Here is a 15985-nt window from a genome sequence, read left to right on the forward strand (position 1 = left end):
ATGTTGCCGCTGTGGATCGCCTTGCAGTTTCTCAGCAGCCTGCCGATTCGCCTGCCGGGCATGCCCGAGCCGGAACAGCTTGGCCGTTCGCTGCTGTTCTATCCCTTGGTGGGGCTGCTGTTCGGACTGATCCTCTGGGCGTTGAACATCCTGTTGGCCGGCGCGCCGTTGTTGCTGCATGCAGCGCTGTTGCTGAGCGTGTGGGTGTTGCTCAGCGGCGCGCTGCACCTGGATGGCCTGGCCGACAGCGCCGATGCCTGGCTCGGCGGTTTCGGTGATCGCGAGCGTACGCTGACGATCATGAAGGATCCGCGCAGCGGGCCGATCGCAGTGGTTACATTAGTGCTGGTGCTGCTGCTGAAATTCGCCGCGCTGCTGGCGCTGATCGAGCAAGGGCAGGGGCTGGTGTTGATCATCGTTCCGCTGCTCGGGCGAGCGGCGCTGTTGGGGTTGTTTCTGACCACGCCGTATGTGCGAGCAGGTGGGTTGGGGCAGGCGCTGGCCGATCATCTGCCGCGCAAGGCTGGGTGGTGGGTCCTTGCAGCGAGTGCGCTGGCCTGCTGGCTGATAGCCGGTTCGAACGCCGTTATTGCGACGGCGATTTCGCTTGCGGTGTTTGTCTGGCTGCGGCGGGTGATAATGCGGCGGTTGGGTGGTAGTACCGGGGATACGGCGGGGGCGTTGCTGGAATTGCTGGAGATGGGAGTGTTGGTTGGCCTCGCTTTGGTCTGAAAGATTTGCGTTGATGCTGCTGGCCCCTTCGCGAGCAGGCTCGCTCCCACGGTTGAAATGCGATCCCCCGTGGGAGCGAGCCTGCTCGCGAAGGCGGCGTCACCGGCGCTACAAATGTTATGGGTAAATTCATCTGTAACTTGATTTAACACAGTCGCGGGTATATACACGCATCATGCTTCCTTCTCAGTGTTTGTGCACTAACCTGCGTCGCGCCGCGCGTGGCGTCAGCAGGCATTACGACGGCGCCCTCGACGGCTTCGGGATCAACGTTGCCCAGTATTCTCTACTGTGCAATCTGCAGCGGCTTGTGCAACCGAGCATTTCCGAACTGGCCGAGGCCATGGGCCTGGATCGCAGTACCCTGGGGCGCAATCTGCGCGTGCTGGAAGGCGAAGGCCTGGTGGCGTTGGCCGAGGGCGAAGACATGCGCAATCGTATTGTTCGGCTCACTGAGACCGGCGTACAGCGCCTGGCAGCGGCGCTGCCCGCATGGGAGGCGGCGCAGCAGCGGCTGATCGACCGTCTCGGTGCCGAGAAGCGCGAAACCTTGCTCAAATTGCTGGACGAACTGGCCTGACGCCGGTTTTTCCGGGCTCAAGCGGGTATATACCCGCGACTGGAGAATAATAATGACATCGATGTGGCGTACGTGCGGTTGGGTGTTGCTCGGGAGTGCGCTGATCCTGGCGTTGTCACTGGGCGTGCGCCATGGTTTCGGTTTGTTCCTGTCGCCGATGAGCGCGCAGTTCGGCTGGGGCCGTGAGGTGTTTGCCTTCGCGATCGCCTTGCAGAACCTGATCTGGGGCTTGGCGCAACCCTTTACCGGCGCGCTGGCGGACCGTTTTGGTGCGGCGAAAGTGGTGCTGGTCGGAGGCGTGCTCTACGCGTTGGGCCTGGTGTTCATGGGCTTGTCCGATTCGGCGGTGACCCTGTCGCTGAGTGCTGGCCTGCTGATCGGCATCGGGCTGTCCGGCACCTCGTTCTCGGTGATCCTCGGCGTAGTCGGCCGCGCCGTGCCGGCAGAGAAACGCAGCATGGGCATGGGTATCGCCAGCGCCGCCGGTTCGTTCGGCCAGTTCGCCATGCTGCCGGGCACGCTGGGTTTGATCGGCTGGCTCGGCTGGTCGGCAGCGCTGTTGGTGCTTGGCCTGCTGGTGGCGATGATCGTGCCGCTGGTGGGCATGCTCAAGGACAAGCCGCTGCCGGTGCTCGGCCATGATCAAACCCTTGCCGAAGCGCTGCGCGAGGCCTGTTCGCATTCCGGATTCTGGCTGCTGGCGTTCGGTTTTTTCGTCTGCGGTTTTCAGGTGGTGTTTATCGGCGTGCACCTGCCGGCCTATCTCGTGGATCAGCATTTGCCCGCGACCGTCGGCACCACGGTGCTGGCGTTGATCGGGCTGTTCAACATTTTCGGCACTTACACCGCCGGTTGGCTCGGCGGGCGGATGTCCAAACCGCGCTTGCTGACGGGGTTATATCTGCTGCGCGCGGTGGTGATTGCGCTGTTCCTGTGGCTGCCGGTGACGACCACCACGGCGTATCTGTTCGGCATGGCCATGGGTTTCCTGTGGCTGTCGACGGTGCCGTTGACCAACGGTACGGTGGCGACCTTGTTCGGTGTGCGAAATCTGTCCATGCTCGGTGGCATCGTCTTTCTGTTCCATCAGCTTGGCTCGTTCCTCGGCGGCTGGCTGGGCGGGGTGGTGTATGACCGAACCGGGAGTTATGACTTGATCTGGCAAGTGGCGATTCTCTTGAGCCTGCTGGCGGCGGCGCTGAACTGGCCAGTGCGCGAGCGTCCGGTGGCGCGCCTGCAAGCCAGTGCGAGCGCGGCATGAGCCGGCATTGGGCGCGACTCGCCATCACCGCACTGGCCGCCGCGCTGCTGGCGCTGGTGTGGTGGGGCTGGCAGCAGGGCGGCCTCGCATTGATGCAATTGGGCATGAGTATTTGCTAGAGCGCAGCGTGACGAGTAACGTCGAAAGCTGACCACTGCCCAAGGATGTTCAACATGTTGATGCGCTGGTGTGCTGTTCCCGCTTTGCTGATGGCGTTGACTGGCCTGGCCCAGGCCGCCGACTGTCCGGACCTGCTGCAAGGCTCGCTGCCGAAGTTGCGTGCCAAGGAATCCATCGATCTGTGCAAGCAATACGCCGACAAGCCGCTGGTGGTGGTCAATACCGCCAGTTTCTGCGGTTTCGCCCCGCAGTTCGAAGGTCTTGAGGCGCTGAACAAGCGCTACAAGGTCCAAGGCCTGGAAATGCTCGGTGTACCGTCGGACGACTTCAAGCAGGAGTCCAAGGACAGCGCCGAGACCGCCAAAGTCTGCTACGCCAATTACGGCGTGACGTTCGCCATGACTGAGCCGCAAAAGGTTCGCGGCGATGACGCTACGCATCTGTTCAAGGTTCTGGCCGAACAGAGCAATGCGCCCAAGTGGAACTTCTACAAGTACGTGGTGGACCGTCAGGGCAAGGTTGTTGCCAGTTTTTCCAGTCTGACCAAGCCGGATGATCCTGAGTTTATTGCGGCGATCGAGAAGGCCATCGCCTCCAAACCCCTGACTCACTGACCCATGTTTTTCCCTGTGGGAGCGAGCCTGCTCGCGAAGCGGTGCGTCAGTCAGCACATCATCATCTGACATACCGCCTTCGCGAGCAGGCTCGCTCCCACAATGGTAATTTTGTCGTTCCAGTGAAAAGTTGCAGGCATTAAAAAGCCCCGCCTCAGCAAAGAGAGCGGGGTTTTTTGTGGGCGAGGGATCAGCCTCGCCGCCGATCATCAGAAGCGGTAAGTCGCGCCGACACCGAAACCGTTTGCCGAGTTTTCATACTTGGACTCGTAGCTTTGGCCACGATTGTTTTCGTTGCGGATGTTGACCGACTCTTCCTTCAGGTACGAATAAGCGACGTCGATGGTCAGGTCTTCGGTCGGGCTCCAGCCGGCACCGATACTGAAGATCGTGCGGTCGCCAGTCGGGATTCGTGGCGAGCGGTCTTCGTTATTGGTTGGCGACTGGTCGAAGGTCAGACCAGTACGCAGGACCCATTCCTTGTTCAACTGATACGACGTACCCACGGCGTAGGCCCAGGTGTCATGCCAGTTCTGGTCTTCGTTGATCGAGCCAAACTGACCGGCCAATGCAGGCTGCACGCCGGAGTTCTTGACGGTGATCTTTTCCAGCTGGCTCCAACGAGTCCAGGTGGTACCGGCGTAGACGTTCCAGCGATCGTTGATGGCCTGGGTGACCGACAGGTCAACGGATTCAGGCGTGGTGATCTTCAACGACGCATCGTACTTCTGGCTGGCGCCCAAGCCTGCCAGCGCCAAGGCGCCGTACTTGACCTTGGTGTCGCCTTCCAGTTTGTAGTCAACCTTGGAGTGGTAGGTCAGGCCGACACGGGTGGTGTCGGTGGCTTGCACCAGAACGCCGATGTTGTAACCCAGCGCGGTGTCGTCACCCTTGATCTTGACCTTGCCGTCCGGCAGCGCCTGAGTGATCGACAGGTTCGACTCCAGCGAGCCGTCGATACGGTTGATCGTCGGACCGAAACCGATCGACACCTTGTCGTTGAAGGCGTAGCTGACGGTTGGCTGGAAAGTGATGACTTGTACTTCAGACTTGCTGCCGAAATAACGGCCGGCAAAGCCGCTTTCGTAATCGGTGATCAGGCCGAATGGCACGTAGACGCCGAGGCCAAACGCCCAGTGATCGTCGATCGGCTTGACGTAGAAGCCCATCGGTACGGCAGTCAGAGGCACCATGTCGCCTTTGTTGCTGCCGCCGTTCGGGCTGGAGCTGCCGTTGCTGATGTCGGTATGCGCATCGACAAAGGCTACGCCACCGGTGACTTGTTCACGCTTGATGCGAGCCATGCCGGCAGGGTTGCCATAAACGGTGCTTGCGTCGTCGGCAGAAGAAGATCGCCCGGCAAAACCAGTCCCCATCCCACTGATGCTTTGTTCGTTGAGGGCAAAACCTGCCGCGAAAATTTGGCTAGATGCGAGGGTAACGGCGAGGCTAAGGGTGGTTTTGAGCATGACTTTTTTCATTATTAGAACTCCTGGTGATCACCGGGGCGAAAATTACCAACATTTTCGCCCCAGCGCTATAGCCTGTATGCCTTGAGTTAGAGCGGTTTTGTAGGACAATCCGACCAAATGGCGACTAGATACGAGAACTTCCGAAACCATGTGGTCAGCAAGCGACCTGATTCAGCGGTGAAACACACGTTTGCCAAGCGTAAGTGAAGTCACGCAAGCGACCTTGAGGCTGAAAGGTCTGACGCCAGATGCGCGCCATGCCCAGCAGGTCGGTCGGGGCGGGCAGGGTGGGGTTCTGTTCTTCGACCAGCAGCCAGGCGATGGCGGTGGCGTAACGCAGGTTGACGGTCAGCTCCAGGTGCGGACCGCTGAGAAATGCATGCTGGCTGGCGAGGCCGCGCACCAGGCTCGCACGCTCCGGATCAAGCGCCAGGTATTCGTCCCAGAGTGCCTGATGCCGATGCTCGGCAATCCGGTAGAGGCCATGGCCACGGCGGTCATGCAGGGCAGACCCGAGGGCGGACTGGCTGGCGGCGATGCCCAACAGCAGGGATTCGGCGGTGGCGCAATGACGTCCCAGATAGATCAAGGTCGGACGGATCACATAGCGGCACAGTTCGCTGGCGGCGATACCCATAACACCCTCGGTTTCTTGTTATAGAGGGCGAGTCCTGAAGAGGCTTTGGCAGCAGTGGATCGACTCAGGCTCGCCGCAAGCGGGTCACGCCGCTTGAGTTGAAGTGTAGTGTGATATTCAGCGTGTAAAGGCCTGTTTTTAAAATATTTCCCGCATCGGATCCCAAGCGTTAGATCCGAATATGCTTAAAAGCGAAGCGCTAAAAGTGAAATATCAGGCAATAAAAAGCCCCGCTTGTTAGCAGGGCTTTGCTTTTGCAGCCTGTTCGGCTTCAGGCAACCAGTGCCTGGCGCGTACGCTCGATCACGGCCTGCAGCGGTTCTGCGCTGGAGTATTGATCGGGGTACAAGCGCTCGCTGTGGCGAGCGATTCCGTGTTCATTGACCACGGTGAAGCTGAAGCAGCCTTTGCGAGCGGCCATGATCAGGCAGTTCATTGGGGCAAAAGCGTTGGTTAGGGTGCGAATGGCATCCTGAGTCTGGATTTGAGTAGACATAGTTATTGGGTGTTCCTACAAATGACACGGATAAGAACCGTGCAACGTTAAAACGTTCCAGTAACGTCGATCACCATTGATCGAACGAAGAACCCGACTGGAACAAAGCAGCCAGTTTGAAGCGCTGATAAGTGAGCGCGCTTGGGCTGGCAGGTAGGTACTTAGGAGGACAGGCAGCACATCAAGGGCAAAGGTTCTGGGCCCGGGGTGAAGATCCTGATCAATTTGCAGGTTGGTTCGGTCAGAGTAAGTGGCCTTCGCAACGCCCTTTGCTTTCGTTCAAAGGCAGCGTCGTCGCAAGATTTACCTGGAAACCATCGAGGGGTCGTTCCCGCTTTTTTCGGCAAGGGCTTCTTGAGAGAAGGTTCACCGTGGGGGATGTTCGACCGGAATTGACTTTCAGCTTGGTACTAACGCCGCGGATAGTAACGGATCCTCTCGGGCAAAGCAAACCTGTCTGCAGATAAAAATGATGTCGTCTGCGGCACCTGACCATTCGTCGCCGTAGGTCCTTTGCATCAGCCCGGTTGATCGTGGTTTGTGACCAAAAATGACCCGAAAAAGCGCACGCATATAACGGAGTCACAGGTACTTGTGCACATTAGTTGCACAGAGCGTAACCGAACTGTCACATTGATCCTGACTCCGGTCGCTGCCTGTATCAAAAGTTTAAGTCAATGAAAAATATCGCCTTTTTTTGCTGGTGAAAAAATCGTCAGTTTGACTGCGAGCCCCATTCCATAAGGCTTTGCGGCGATCGCAAGGCGGTTGTCCACTGACTTATCCACAGCTTCTGTGGATTGTCCCTAGCGCTTGCTCTAGGACGGGCGTGCCGGGTTCTTTTCGACTTTACCTGTAAGAAAAAGAGAGTAAAGTGTCGCGCCTTCGATCTGTCCCGCAGTGCTTTATGAAGTTTCGCTCAGTATCAGACTCTGTTACCTCCAACCCGACCTCTGTTACCGCTCCCAAGCGCTTTTCCGTGCGCGTGGCTGAATGGTTGCTCGATGCTCCGCGCTTGAGCGAAAGCCACAGTGTCAAACACCTCGCCGGCCGCCTGCTCAAGCAACCGGCACGCGAAGGCGTTGTTGTCGCACAGAGCCGCCTTGGCCAGCTGATGTGCCGTGAGTGCGGCAACGCGCGTGACCGTCGCATCGGGCAGGAGCTTCTACGTCAGGCCGCCCGTGCCGGCGACCGCCGCGCGCAGCAGGAACTCGGTCTGATCGAAGACTGAGCTGTCCAAGCCCTGACACCTTGGTTAACCTTCAGGCTTTATCGGATCGGCAGGAGTCGCTATGGCTATGGACTTGACCAGCATGTTGCTCGGTCTTGCGGCAGCAGGGGTGCCACTGCTGGCGCTGGCCTGGCAACTGCAACGTCGGGCCAGCAGCGCCGATGCTGATCTGGCTTTGCTTGAAGAGCGCCTGACCATGGCACAACTGGCTCAGGACGGGCTCAATGCGCAGCTTGAAGCCAGCCGCGATGAAGTCGCCGATCTCGGTCAGGCCAACGCCGCCAAGCAGGCCGACCTTGCCGCCCTGCGCCGCGAAGTCGAGTTGCTGCAGATCGAGCGCGATGACGCCCGCGACGCTTCCCACGCCTGGAACCTTGAGCGCGCGAACAAGGACGCCGAGTTGCGCCGCCTCGACGCCCACGCCGCCTCGCTGAGCGCCGAGCTGCGCGAACAACAGGAAAGCCATCAACAGCGCCTCAATGATCTGCAAGGCTCGCGCGATGAGTTGCGCGCCCAATTCGCCGAACTGGCGGGCAAGATCTTCGACGAGCGCGAGCAGCGTTTTGCCGAAACCAGCCAGCAACGGCTCGGGCAGTTGCTGGATCCGTTGAAAGAACGCATCCAGTCTTTCGAAAAACGCGTGGAAGAAAGTTACCAGGCCGAAGCCCGCGAGCGCTTCTCGCTGGCCAAGGAACTGGAGCGTTTGCAGGCGCTGAATTTGCGCTTGAGCGACGAAGCGACCAATCTGACCCGCGCCCTCAAGGGCCAGAAAACCCAAGGCAACTGGGGCGAGCTGATCCTTGAGCGGGTTCTGGAACACGCAGGGTTGGAGAAAGGCCGCGAGTACCAGACCCAGGTCAATTTGAAGGGCCCGGATGGCGAGCGCTTCCAGCCCGATGTGATCATTTACCTGCCCGGCGACAAGCAGGTGGTGGTCGATTCCAAGGTCAGTCTTACGGCCTATCAACAATATGTCGCGGCCGAAGACGACACGCTGGGGCAAATCGCGATCAAGCAGCACGTGCTGTCGCTGCGCAATCACGTCAAAGGCCTGGCCGGCAAGGATTACAAACGCCTTGAAGGCTTGCACAGCCTCGATTTCGTTTTGCTCTTCGTACCGATCGAAGCCGCGTTTTCCGCCGCCTTGCAGGCTGAGCCGGCACTCTTTCAGGAAGCCTTCGACCGCAATATCGTCATCGTCAGTCCGACCACACTATTGGCTACTTTGCGCGTGATCGACAGTCTGTGGAAACAGGAACGCCAGAGCCAGAACGCTCGGGAAATCGCTGAGCGCGCCGGTTGGCTTTACGACAAGTTCGTGTTGTTTATCCAGGATCTGGACGAGGTCGGCAATCGCCTGCAGCAACTGGACAAGGCCTACAGCTCAGCGCGCAACAAGCTGACAGAAGGGCGCGGCAATCTGGTCAGCCGCAGTGAGCAATTGAAATTGCTGGGTGCACGGGCGAGCAAGAGCTTGCCGGCGGACCTGCTGGAGCGCGCAATGACGGATGTTGATGGACTGGTCGAACTGCCGGAATAAATCAGAAGCTTCGCGAGCAGGCTCGCTCCCACAGGAAACGCATTCCAATGTGGGAGCGAGCCTGCTCGCGATGGCGCCAGTAAAATCGCCCACCTACAGCGGCAAATACCGACTCAACAGCGCCCGCAACGCCGCCGGTTTCACCGGTTTGGCCAGATAATCCAGCCCCGCCGCATGCACCTGCGCGACCATCTCAGGGCGGCCATCGGCACTGATCACCACTCCCGGCACCGGCTCGCCCAGGCGCGTGCGTAACCACGCCATGAGTTCTGTGCCGGTGTCGCCGTGATCCAGGTGATAATCCACCAACGCCAGTTGCGGCCGCACGCCTTGACTCAACAGCGCCTCGCACTCGTCGCGATTACGCGCTGTCCACACCTGGCAGCCCCAGCGGCTCAACAGACTGTTCATGCCGATCAGAATGCTGTCTTCATTGTCGATACACAGCACTTGCGCGCCGCTCAACAGCTTGCCGTTCGATTCCACCGTGGCGTTCGCGGGAGGTATTTGAGTGCGAGCCAATGGCACGGTCACGCTGAACACGCTGCCACGCCCCGGCCATGAGCGAACGCGCAGGGTGTGCCCCAGCACGCGACATAAGCCATCAGCAATCGCCAAGCCTAAACCCAAGCCCTTTTCGGCTCGGGTCTGATGGCTGTCCAGGCGTTTGAACTCTTCGAAAATCACCTGCTGCTTGTCTTCCGCAATACCCGGCCCGCGATCCCAGACTTCCAGGCACAGTTCGCCGGCGCGCCGACGTACGCCCAGCAGCACCGGTCCCTTGGCGTAGCGGAAAGCGTTGGTGAGGAAATTCTGCAAAATCCGCCGCAGCAATTTGATGTCGCTGTCGATGCGCAACTGACTGCCGCGCACACGGAATTTCAACCCTTGCTCCTGCGCCAGCGCCTTGAATTCCGCGCCGAGGATGTCGAACAGTTCGTTGAGGGCGAACGCTTTGCGATCGGGGTTGATCTTGCCGTTTTCCAGGCGCGAGATGTCCAGCAGGTCGCTTATCAGGTCCTCGGCTGAGCGCAACGAGCTGTCGAGATGCCGGACCAGTTGCTGCGCCTCGCTGCCCAAGCCTTCGTTCTGATGGGAGAGGGCGGCGGAGAACAGTCGCGCGGCGTTCAGCGGCTGCATCAAGTCATGGCTGACGGCGGCGAGAAAGCGGGTCTTGGACTGGTTAGCCAACTCGGCGTTGCCCTTGGCTTCAGTGAGCGCGACGTTGAGTTGCGACAGCTCTTGCGTGCGTTCGCCGACCCGTCGCTCCAGGCCTTCGTTGGCCTCGGTCAGCGCCTGTTCGGCTTCGCGGAACGCGGTAATGTCGGTGAAGCTCATGACAAAACCGCCGCCGGGCATCGGATTGCCGATCAGTTCGATTACCCGGCCATTGGGAAACAGGCGCTCGGAGGTGTGGGCGCGGCCCTGGCGCATCCAGTGCAGGCGCCGGGCAACATGCACTTCCGCTTCGCCTGGGCCGCACAGACCGCGTTCAGCGTTGTAGCGGATGATGTCAGCAATCGGGCGGCCCACGCTGATCAGCCCGTCGGGATAGTTGAACAGCTCCAGGTAACGACGGTTCCAGGCCACCAGTTTCAGCGACTGGTCGACCACGCTGATGCCTTGCGTGATGTTTTCGATCGCGCCTTGCAGCAGGGCGCGGTTGAACTGCAGCACTTCCGAGGCTTCGTCGGCGATTCGGACGACGTCCTCCAACTGCATTTCCCGACCTTCAATGGCCGCTTTGACGACGGCGCGGGTCGACGAGGCGCCGAGCACACCGGCCAGCAGGCGTTCGGTGTGAGCAATCCATTCGCTGTCAGCGTTCTGATTCGGGTTGAAGCCCTTGCCCTGACGGTAGGCAAAACGGATGAAGCTCTGGCGCGCGCGTTCTTCGCCGACAAAGCGTGCCGCCAGTTGCAGCAGATCATCAATCTGCACCGCCAGCATCGAGCGCCCGTTCGGCCGCGCGCTGATTTCCTGACCGATGAAGCGCCCAGCCTGCCAGTGCTCGGAAACCCGCGTACGCGACAGTACCGACACCCAGGCGAACAGCGTGAAGTTACCGGCCAGCGATAACACTACGCCTTGGGTCAACGGCGTGATCGGCAGGTTCAGGGGGTTGCTGTGCAGCCATGCCAACCCCGGGAAACTGGCCAGCGACCAGCCGAGGCTGTGCGCTGCAATCGGCAGAACCAGTGTGTAGAACCAGAGAAAAGTCCCGGTGGCGAGCCCCGCGAATACGCCACGGCGGTTCGCCTGTTTCCAGTACAGCGCGCCGAGCATCGCGGGTGCGAGTTGCGTCACTGCAGCGAACGCGATCTGGCCGATGGTGGCCAGGCTTGCGGTCGAGCCGAGCAAGCGATAGCTGACGTAGGCCAGCAGAAGAATCACCACGATGCTGACGCGGCGTACCGACAGCATCCACTGACGAAACACTTCGAACGGCCGCTCGGCGTTGTTGCGTCGCAGCAGCCACGGCAACAGCATGTCGTTGGACACCATGGTCGACAGCGCGACACTGGCGACGATCACCATGCCTGTCGCCGCCGAGGCACCGCCGATAAACGCCAGCATCGCCAACGCCGGATGACCCTGGGCCAGCGGCAGGCTGATCACGAACGAGTCGGGCAGAACATGGCTGGGCAGCATCATCTGACCGGCCAGCGCGATCGGGACTACAAACAACGCGGCCAGGGCGAGATAAGCCGGGAATACCCATTTGGCCAGACGCAGATCCTGCGGGTCGATGTTTTCCACCACGGTCACGTGAAATTGCCGAGGCAGGCAAATAATCGCCATCATCGCTACGCCGGTCTGCACCACCATCGAGGGCCAATTGATGGTTTCTTTCCAGTACGCTTCGAGGCGCGGGGCGAGCATCGCCTGATCAAAGAGGTCATCGAAACCGTCATAGAGACCGTAGGTGACGAAAGCGCCGACGGCGAGAAAGGCGAACAGCTTGACCAGCGATTCGAAGGCAATTGCCAGCACCATGCCGCGGTGGTGTTCAGTCGCGTCGAGGTTGCGTGTGCCAAACACGATGGTGAAGAGAGCCAGTACCAGCGACACGATCAGCGCGGTGTCTTGAGCGCGCGTGCCCATCGCATCGGCGCCCGCACCGATCAACAGGTTCACGCCCAGAACGATGCCTTTGAGCTGCAGGGCAATATAGGGCAGCACGCCGACCAGACAAATCAGCGCAACAACCACCGCCAGCGATTGCGACTTGCCGTAGCGTGCGGCGATAAAGTCGGCAATGGAGGTGATGTTCTCCTGTTTGCTGATCATCACCATTTTTTGCAGGACCCACGGCGCGCCCAGCAGCAACAGAATCGGCCCGAGGTAGATCGGCAGGAATGACCACAGCTGTTCCGCCGCTTGGCCGACCGCGCCGAAAAACGTCCAGCTGGTGCAGTAAACCGCCAGCGACAGGCTATACACCCAGGCACGCACACGCGGCGGCAACGGCGTGCGGCGGCGGTCGCCGTAAAAGGCGATAGCGAACATGATGGCCATATAGGCCAGGGCAACGACGGCGATCAGGCCGGTGGACAACGGCATGCAACACTCCCGACAAAAGACTCCCCGGCACTCCAACCCGGGCGGACAGTCTCGCATGCGCGCGACGGTTCGTCAGTGTCGACCAAGGTCGTGGCGCGGCGGGGTGTCGCAGGGTGGAGTCGAGTGGTTTTTTGATGATCGGCAGGGCCTCTTCGCGAGCAGGCTCGCTCCCACAATTGAAATGCGTTCTCCTGTGGGAGCGAGCCTGCTCGCGAAGGCGTCAGCCTTGCTGCAATGCGATATCGATCAGGCGATGCAACTCATCCATCTCCAATGCTGCCGCCGAAAAAAGAAGCCGATACACCACCGGCGCCACGACCAGATTTATCAGTCGGTCAACACTCGGCGCCGTTTCATCAGGATAGCGGTCAACAATCGTCTGCAACTGCGCACCAACGATCGCCACGCAATACCCCGGCGTAGCGCTCGCTTGCACATCGCGCATCATGTTGCGCCCCGGTTCCGAGCTCATTTCGTCGAGATACTGCTCGGCCCAGGCGCGGATGTCGCCGCGCAGGCTGCCGGTATCCGCCGGCTCGCTGTCAGGGCGCATACGGGCGAGGGCGACATCAGCCAGCAGCGCCGTCAGATCGCCCCAGCGCCGATAAATGGTCGACGGCGTAACGCCTGCGCGCGCTGCGATTTGCGGGACCGTCACCGTGGAACGCTCCTGTTCTTGCAGAAGCGCGCGGACAGCCGAATGAATCGACTCCTGCACCCGGGCGCTTCGGCCTCCGGGGCGTAAACCTTCTTTAATAGCCATGCGGCAGACCTTAACACAAAGAATTTGCTTTTAGCGTGAGGCGGTAGCACACTCCGCAAAAGCAAAAAATTAGCTTTTGCGGAGTGTGCCCATGACCAGCCTTGCTTCCCATCGATCCAGCCTGTGGTTTCTGGCGATTACCCTACTGAGTTTCCTCGCCGCTTCAACTGCGCCGACGCCGTTGTACCACTTGTATCAGGAACAGTTGCACTTCTCGCCAGCGGTATTGACGCTGATCTTCGGGGTTTATGCCCTCAGCCTTTTGGCGGCGCTGTTAACCGTTGGTTCGCTCTCCGATCACTTGGGGCGTAAACCGGTGATCTTTGCTGCCGTGTTGCTCAATGCGCTGGCGATGTTGCTGTTCATCTACGCCGACAGCGTGGCATGGCTGATCGGCGCGCGCGTTTTGCAAGGTTTCGCCACTGGCATGGCCACGGCTGTCTTGAGTGCGACGCTGCTCGATACCGATCGCCAGAACGGCCCGCTGGTCAACAGTGTCGCGCCGTTGCTCGGCATGGCGTTGGGCGGCATGGGTTGCGGCTTGCTGGCAGAATTCGCCCCCGCACCGTTGCAACTGACCTATTGGTTGCTGCTGGCGCTGTTTGTGTTGCAGGGCTTGTATGTCTGGCGCCTGCCGGAAAGTGTCTCGCGACAAGCCGGGGCATGGGCGTCGTTGCGGCCTACCTTGCATGTGCCGCTGCAAGCGCGTTCGACATTGTGGCGAGTATTGCCGCTGAACACAGCGACCTGGGCGTTAGGTGGTTTTTACGCGTCACTGGCGCCGTCATTGGTGCGCACGGCCACCGGCTCGACATCCAATCTGATCGGCGGCGCGACGGTCGCGGCATTGACCGTGACCGGGGCGCTGATGATCGTCACGATGCGCAATCGTCCGGCCACCCAGGCCCTGCGTCTGGGTGCAAGCCTGCTGCCCCTCGGTCTGATCCTGATTCTGCTTGGCGTACATGGCGCCAGTCTGTCGGTGTTCTTCCTCGGCACGCTGGTCGCCGGGTGCGGGTTCGGTTCGGGCTTCCTTGGCACCGTTCGCAGTCTAGTACCGCTGGCCTTGCCACATGAGCGGGCCGGGTTGATGTCGGCGTATTACGTGCTCAGTTACCTGGCGTTCTGTTTGCCTGCTTTGCTGGCCGGGCACCTGGCTCGCAGTTTCGGCTTACTGGCGACCACTGATGGTTACGGTGCGGTTCTGATTGTGCTGGCGGTCGCTGCGCTGCTGCTCAGTCTGCGTCCACAAGCGGCCAAAGTTTGCAGCGCTCCTTGAACGCCGCTGTTTCAGTTAGCCTTGGCCTACTTCTTTCACGGATCGACTCATGAAGATTATCCGCAGCAAATCGTTCACCGCCGAGCGCGCCTGGGGTGCACTGGACATCGCCAACATGAACGGCATCACCACGCGCCTGCACTGGACCGATCAGCCTTATAAGTGGCACGTCAATGATGGCGAAGAAGTGTTCGTGGTGCTCGATGGTCAGGTGCAGATGCGCTATCGCGAAAACGGTGAGGAGAAACAAGCGCTGCTGGAAGTCGGCGATATTTTCTACGCCTCGGTCGGCACCGAGCATGTAGCGCATCCCCAGGGCGCGGCGCGGATTCTGGTAGTCGAATCCGAAGGCAGCGTCTGAGCTTATCTGCAAAACAGATAACAGTTAGAGATATTACCCGTTATATCGATATTCGATTCGGATCTACCATGATCTCAACCTCACGAGAGGACAGGAGTTCATGATGATTTGCCCTAACAGTGTCACCCCCGGCTACAAGCCTTTCAGCCAGCTGCAGCACCCACGCGAAGTGATCCGCCAGTTCACGCCGAACTGGTTCGCCGCAACCATGGGCACCGGCGTACTGGCGTTGGCGCTGGCGCAGTTGCCAGTTGCGATCCCCGGGTTGCATGCCGTGGCGGAAGGACTGTGGCTGTTCAATATCCTGTTGTTCGCTTTGTTTACTGCAGCCTACGCCGCGCGCTGGATTCTGTTTTTCGACGAGGCACGGCGGATTTTCGGTCATTCCACTGTGTCGATGTTCTTCGGCACCATTCCCATGGGCCTTGCAACGATCATTAACGGTTTTCTGCTGTTTGGGCTGCCGCGCTGGGGCGAGGGCGTTATTCAGCTTGTCGAAGTCCTGTGGTGGCTGGACGTGGCGATGTCGCTGGCCTGCGGTGTGTTGATTCCGTACATGATGTTTACCCGTCAGGAGCACAGCATCGATCAGATGACCGCTGTCTGGCTGTTGCCGGTCGTGGCGGCCGAAGTCGCGGCGGCCAGCGGCGGTTTAGTGGCCCCGCACTTGACCGACGCCCACGCGCAACTGGTGGTGCTGACGACTAGCTATGTGCTCTGGGCTTTTTCCCTGCCGGTGGCATTCAGCATCCTGACGATTCTGTTGTTACGCATGGCCTTGCACAAGCTGCCCCACGAAAACATGGCCGCGTCGAGCTGGCTGGCGCTCGGCCCGATCGGTACCGGTGCCTTGGGCATGTTGCTGCTGGGCGGTGAGGCGCCGGCGATTTTTGCCGCGAACGGCTTGCCCGGTGTCGGTGAAATCGCTTCGGGCCTGGGGCTGGTGGCGGGGATCACGCTGTGGGGGTTTGGTCTGTGGTGGATGCTGATGGCGCTGCTGATCACCGTGCGCTATCTGCGCGACGGCATCCCGTTCAACCTCGGCTGGTGGGGGTTCACGTTCCCGTTGGGCGTGTATTCGCTGGCGACGTTGAAACTGGCGAGCATTCTCAACCTGCCGTTTTTCAGTGTGTTCGGCACGGCGCTGGTGATGCTGTTGACGGCGATGTGGCTGATCGTTGGCAAACGCACCCTGCAAGGCGCGTGGCGGGGCGAGCTGTTTGTCTCGCCGTGCATTGCAGGTTTGAAGAAATAATCCGGAAAGATTAGGTAAGGTGTGGCCTGGATCGTGGTTCGAGATTCCAATAACAAGCACCCAGGCCTCTCTACCTAACA

General features: G+C 60.0%; 15 protein-coding genes. 10 read left to right on the top strand and 5 right to left on the bottom strand.

What is annotated here, in order from left to right; translation table 11 throughout:
* From HU727_RS01765 to HU727_RS01780, 5 genes are all read left to right on the top strand, one after another.
* Complete coding sequence (locus tag HU727_RS01765; protein WP_186534282.1) at positions 1 to 732, top strand: adenosylcobinamide-GDP ribazoletransferase; 732 nt, start codon at positions 1 to 3, stop codon at positions 730 to 732.
* 175 nt (positions 733 to 907) lie between these two features.
* A complete protein-coding gene (locus HU727_RS01770) occupies positions 908 to 1312 on the top strand; it encodes a MarR family winged helix-turn-helix transcriptional regulator (RefSeq protein WP_186534283.1) in 405 nt (134 codons plus the stop codon).
* Between the two features lie 52 nt (positions 1313 to 1364).
* The gene (locus tag HU727_RS01775) at positions 1365 to 2573 is read left to right on the top strand and encodes an MFS transporter (RefSeq protein WP_186534284.1); all 1209 of its coding nucleotides are present in this window, start codon (positions 1365 to 1367) and stop codon (positions 2571 to 2573) included.
* On the top strand, positions 2570 to 2692 hold the full coding sequence (locus tag HU727_RS25840) for a hypothetical protein (RefSeq protein ID WP_264081966.1): 123 nt from the start codon (positions 2570 to 2572) through the stop codon (positions 2690 to 2692). The genes HU727_RS01775 and HU727_RS25840 overlap by 4 nt, the downstream gene beginning before the upstream one ends.
* A 54-nt stretch (positions 2693 to 2746) precedes the next feature.
* Positions 2747 to 3307, top strand: a complete 561-nt coding sequence (locus tag HU727_RS01780) for a glutathione peroxidase (protein WP_186534285.1) — start codon at positions 2747 to 2749, stop codon at positions 3305 to 3307.
* Between the two features lie 209 nt (positions 3308 to 3516).
* Here the strand turns inward: HU727_RS01780 and HU727_RS01785 are convergent, their stop codons facing one another.
* The 3 genes from HU727_RS01785 to HU727_RS01795 all read right to left on the bottom strand — a co-directional run bounded on the left by HU727_RS01785 (position 3517) and on the right by HU727_RS01795 (position 5912).
* A complete protein-coding gene (locus HU727_RS01785) occupies positions 3517 to 4788 on the bottom strand; it encodes an OmpP1/FadL family transporter (protein ID WP_186534286.1) in 1272 nt (423 codons plus the stop codon).
* 145 nt (positions 4789 to 4933) lie between these two features.
* Positions 4934 to 5416, bottom strand: a complete 483-nt coding sequence (locus tag HU727_RS01790; RefSeq protein WP_186534287.1) for a hypothetical protein — start codon at positions 5414 to 5416, stop codon at positions 4934 to 4936.
* 271 nt (positions 5417 to 5687) lie between these two features.
* Positions 5688 to 5912, bottom strand: a complete 225-nt coding sequence (locus tag HU727_RS01795; RefSeq protein WP_016773719.1) for a hypothetical protein — start codon at positions 5910 to 5912, stop codon at positions 5688 to 5690.
* 907 nt (positions 5913 to 6819) lie between these two features.
* Here HU727_RS01795 and HU727_RS01800 point away from each other — a divergent pair.
* Positions 6820 to 7143: an SEL1-like repeat protein gene (locus HU727_RS01800; protein ID WP_186534288.1), complete on the top strand. Its 324-nt coding sequence runs from the start codon at positions 6820 to 6822 to the stop codon at positions 7141 to 7143.
* Between the two features lie 175 nt (positions 7144 to 7318).
* Positions 7319 to 8683, top strand: a complete 1365-nt coding sequence (locus tag HU727_RS01805) for a DNA recombination protein RmuC (protein ID WP_186534290.1) — start codon at positions 7319 to 7321, stop codon at positions 8681 to 8683.
* 93 nt (positions 8684 to 8776) lie between these two features.
* Here the strand turns inward: HU727_RS01805 and HU727_RS01810 are convergent, their stop codons facing one another.
* Both HU727_RS01810 and HU727_RS01815 read right to left on the bottom strand, forming a co-directional pair.
* The gene (locus HU727_RS01810) at positions 8777 to 12247 is read right to left on the bottom strand and encodes a hybrid sensor histidine kinase/response regulator (RefSeq protein ID WP_217847123.1); all 3471 of its coding nucleotides are present in this window, start codon (positions 12245 to 12247) and stop codon (positions 8777 to 8779) included.
* Between the two features lie 220 nt (positions 12248 to 12467).
* Positions 12468 to 13010, bottom strand: a complete 543-nt coding sequence (locus HU727_RS01815) for a TetR/AcrR family transcriptional regulator (RefSeq protein ID WP_186534412.1) — start codon at positions 13008 to 13010, stop codon at positions 12468 to 12470.
* 91 nt (positions 13011 to 13101) lie between these two features.
* Between HU727_RS01815 and HU727_RS01820 the strand changes: the two genes are divergently transcribed.
* The 3 genes from HU727_RS01820 to HU727_RS01830 all read left to right on the top strand — a co-directional run bounded on the left by HU727_RS01820 (position 13102) and on the right by HU727_RS01830 (position 15905).
* Entirely contained in the window at positions 13102 to 14289 is a 1188-nt protein-coding gene (locus HU727_RS01820; RefSeq protein WP_186534413.1) for an MFS transporter, read from the top strand.
* 49 nt (positions 14290 to 14338) lie between these two features.
* Positions 14339 to 14650, top strand: coding sequence for a cupin domain-containing protein (locus HU727_RS01825; protein WP_186534414.1), 312 nt, complete (start codon positions 14339 to 14341; stop codon positions 14648 to 14650).
* 103 nt (positions 14651 to 14753) lie between these two features.
* Positions 14754 to 15905, top strand: coding sequence for a TDT family transporter (locus HU727_RS01830; RefSeq protein WP_186534415.1), 1152 nt, complete (start codon positions 14754 to 14756; stop codon positions 15903 to 15905).
* The last annotated feature ends 80 nt before the right edge of the window (positions 15906 to 15985 follow it).

This window comes from Pseudomonas khorasanensis (assembly GCF_014268505.2).
In the GTDB taxonomy this organism is placed as follows: Bacteria; Pseudomonadota; Gammaproteobacteria; order Pseudomonadales; family Pseudomonadaceae; genus Aquipseudomonas; species Aquipseudomonas khorasanensis.

Excerpts from the sequence above, each read along its gene's own strand:
- HU727_RS25840 (WP_264081966.1), top strand. The coding sequence starts at position 2,570 with ATGAGCCGGCATTGGGCGCGACTCGCCATCACCGCACTGGCCGCCGCG.
- HU727_RS01795 (WP_016773719.1), bottom strand. The coding sequence starts at position 5,912 with ATGTCTACTCAAATCCAGACTCAGGATGCCATTCGCACCCTAACCAAC.
- HU727_RS01770 (WP_186534283.1), top strand. The coding sequence starts at position 908 with ATGCTTCCTTCTCAGTGTTTGTGCACTAACCTGCGTCGCGCCGCGCGT.
- HU727_RS01825 (WP_186534414.1), top strand. The coding sequence starts at position 14,339 with ATGAAGATTATCCGCAGCAAATCGTTCACCGCCGAGCGCGCCTGGGGT.
- HU727_RS01830 (WP_186534415.1), top strand. The coding sequence starts at position 14,754 with ATGATTTGCCCTAACAGTGTCACCCCCGGCTACAAGCCTTTCAGCCAG.
- HU727_RS01790 (WP_186534287.1), bottom strand. The coding sequence starts at position 5,416 with ATGGGTATCGCCGCCAGCGAACTGTGCCGCTATGTGATCCGTCCGACC.
- HU727_RS01775 (WP_186534284.1), top strand. The coding sequence starts at position 1,365 with ATGACATCGATGTGGCGTACGTGCGGTTGGGTGTTGCTCGGGAGTGCG.
- HU727_RS01785 (WP_186534286.1), bottom strand. The coding sequence starts at position 4,788 with ATGAAAAAAGTCATGCTCAAAACCACCCTTAGCCTCGCCGTTACCCTC.
- HU727_RS01810 (WP_217847123.1), bottom strand. The coding sequence starts at position 12,247 with ATGCCGTTGTCCACCGGCCTGATCGCCGTCGTTGCCCTGGCCTATATG.
- HU727_RS01815 (WP_186534412.1), bottom strand. The coding sequence starts at position 13,010 with ATGGCTATTAAAGAAGGTTTACGCCCCGGAGGCCGAAGCGCCCGGGTG.
- HU727_RS01800 (WP_186534288.1), top strand. The coding sequence starts at position 6,820 with ATGAAGTTTCGCTCAGTATCAGACTCTGTTACCTCCAACCCGACCTCT.
- HU727_RS01765 (WP_186534282.1), top strand. The coding sequence starts at position 1 with ATGTTGCCGCTGTGGATCGCCTTGCAGTTTCTCAGCAGCCTGCCGATT.
- HU727_RS01820 (WP_186534413.1), top strand. The coding sequence starts at position 13,102 with ATGACCAGCCTTGCTTCCCATCGATCCAGCCTGTGGTTTCTGGCGATT.
- HU727_RS01780 (WP_186534285.1), top strand. The coding sequence starts at position 2,747 with ATGTTGATGCGCTGGTGTGCTGTTCCCGCTTTGCTGATGGCGTTGACT.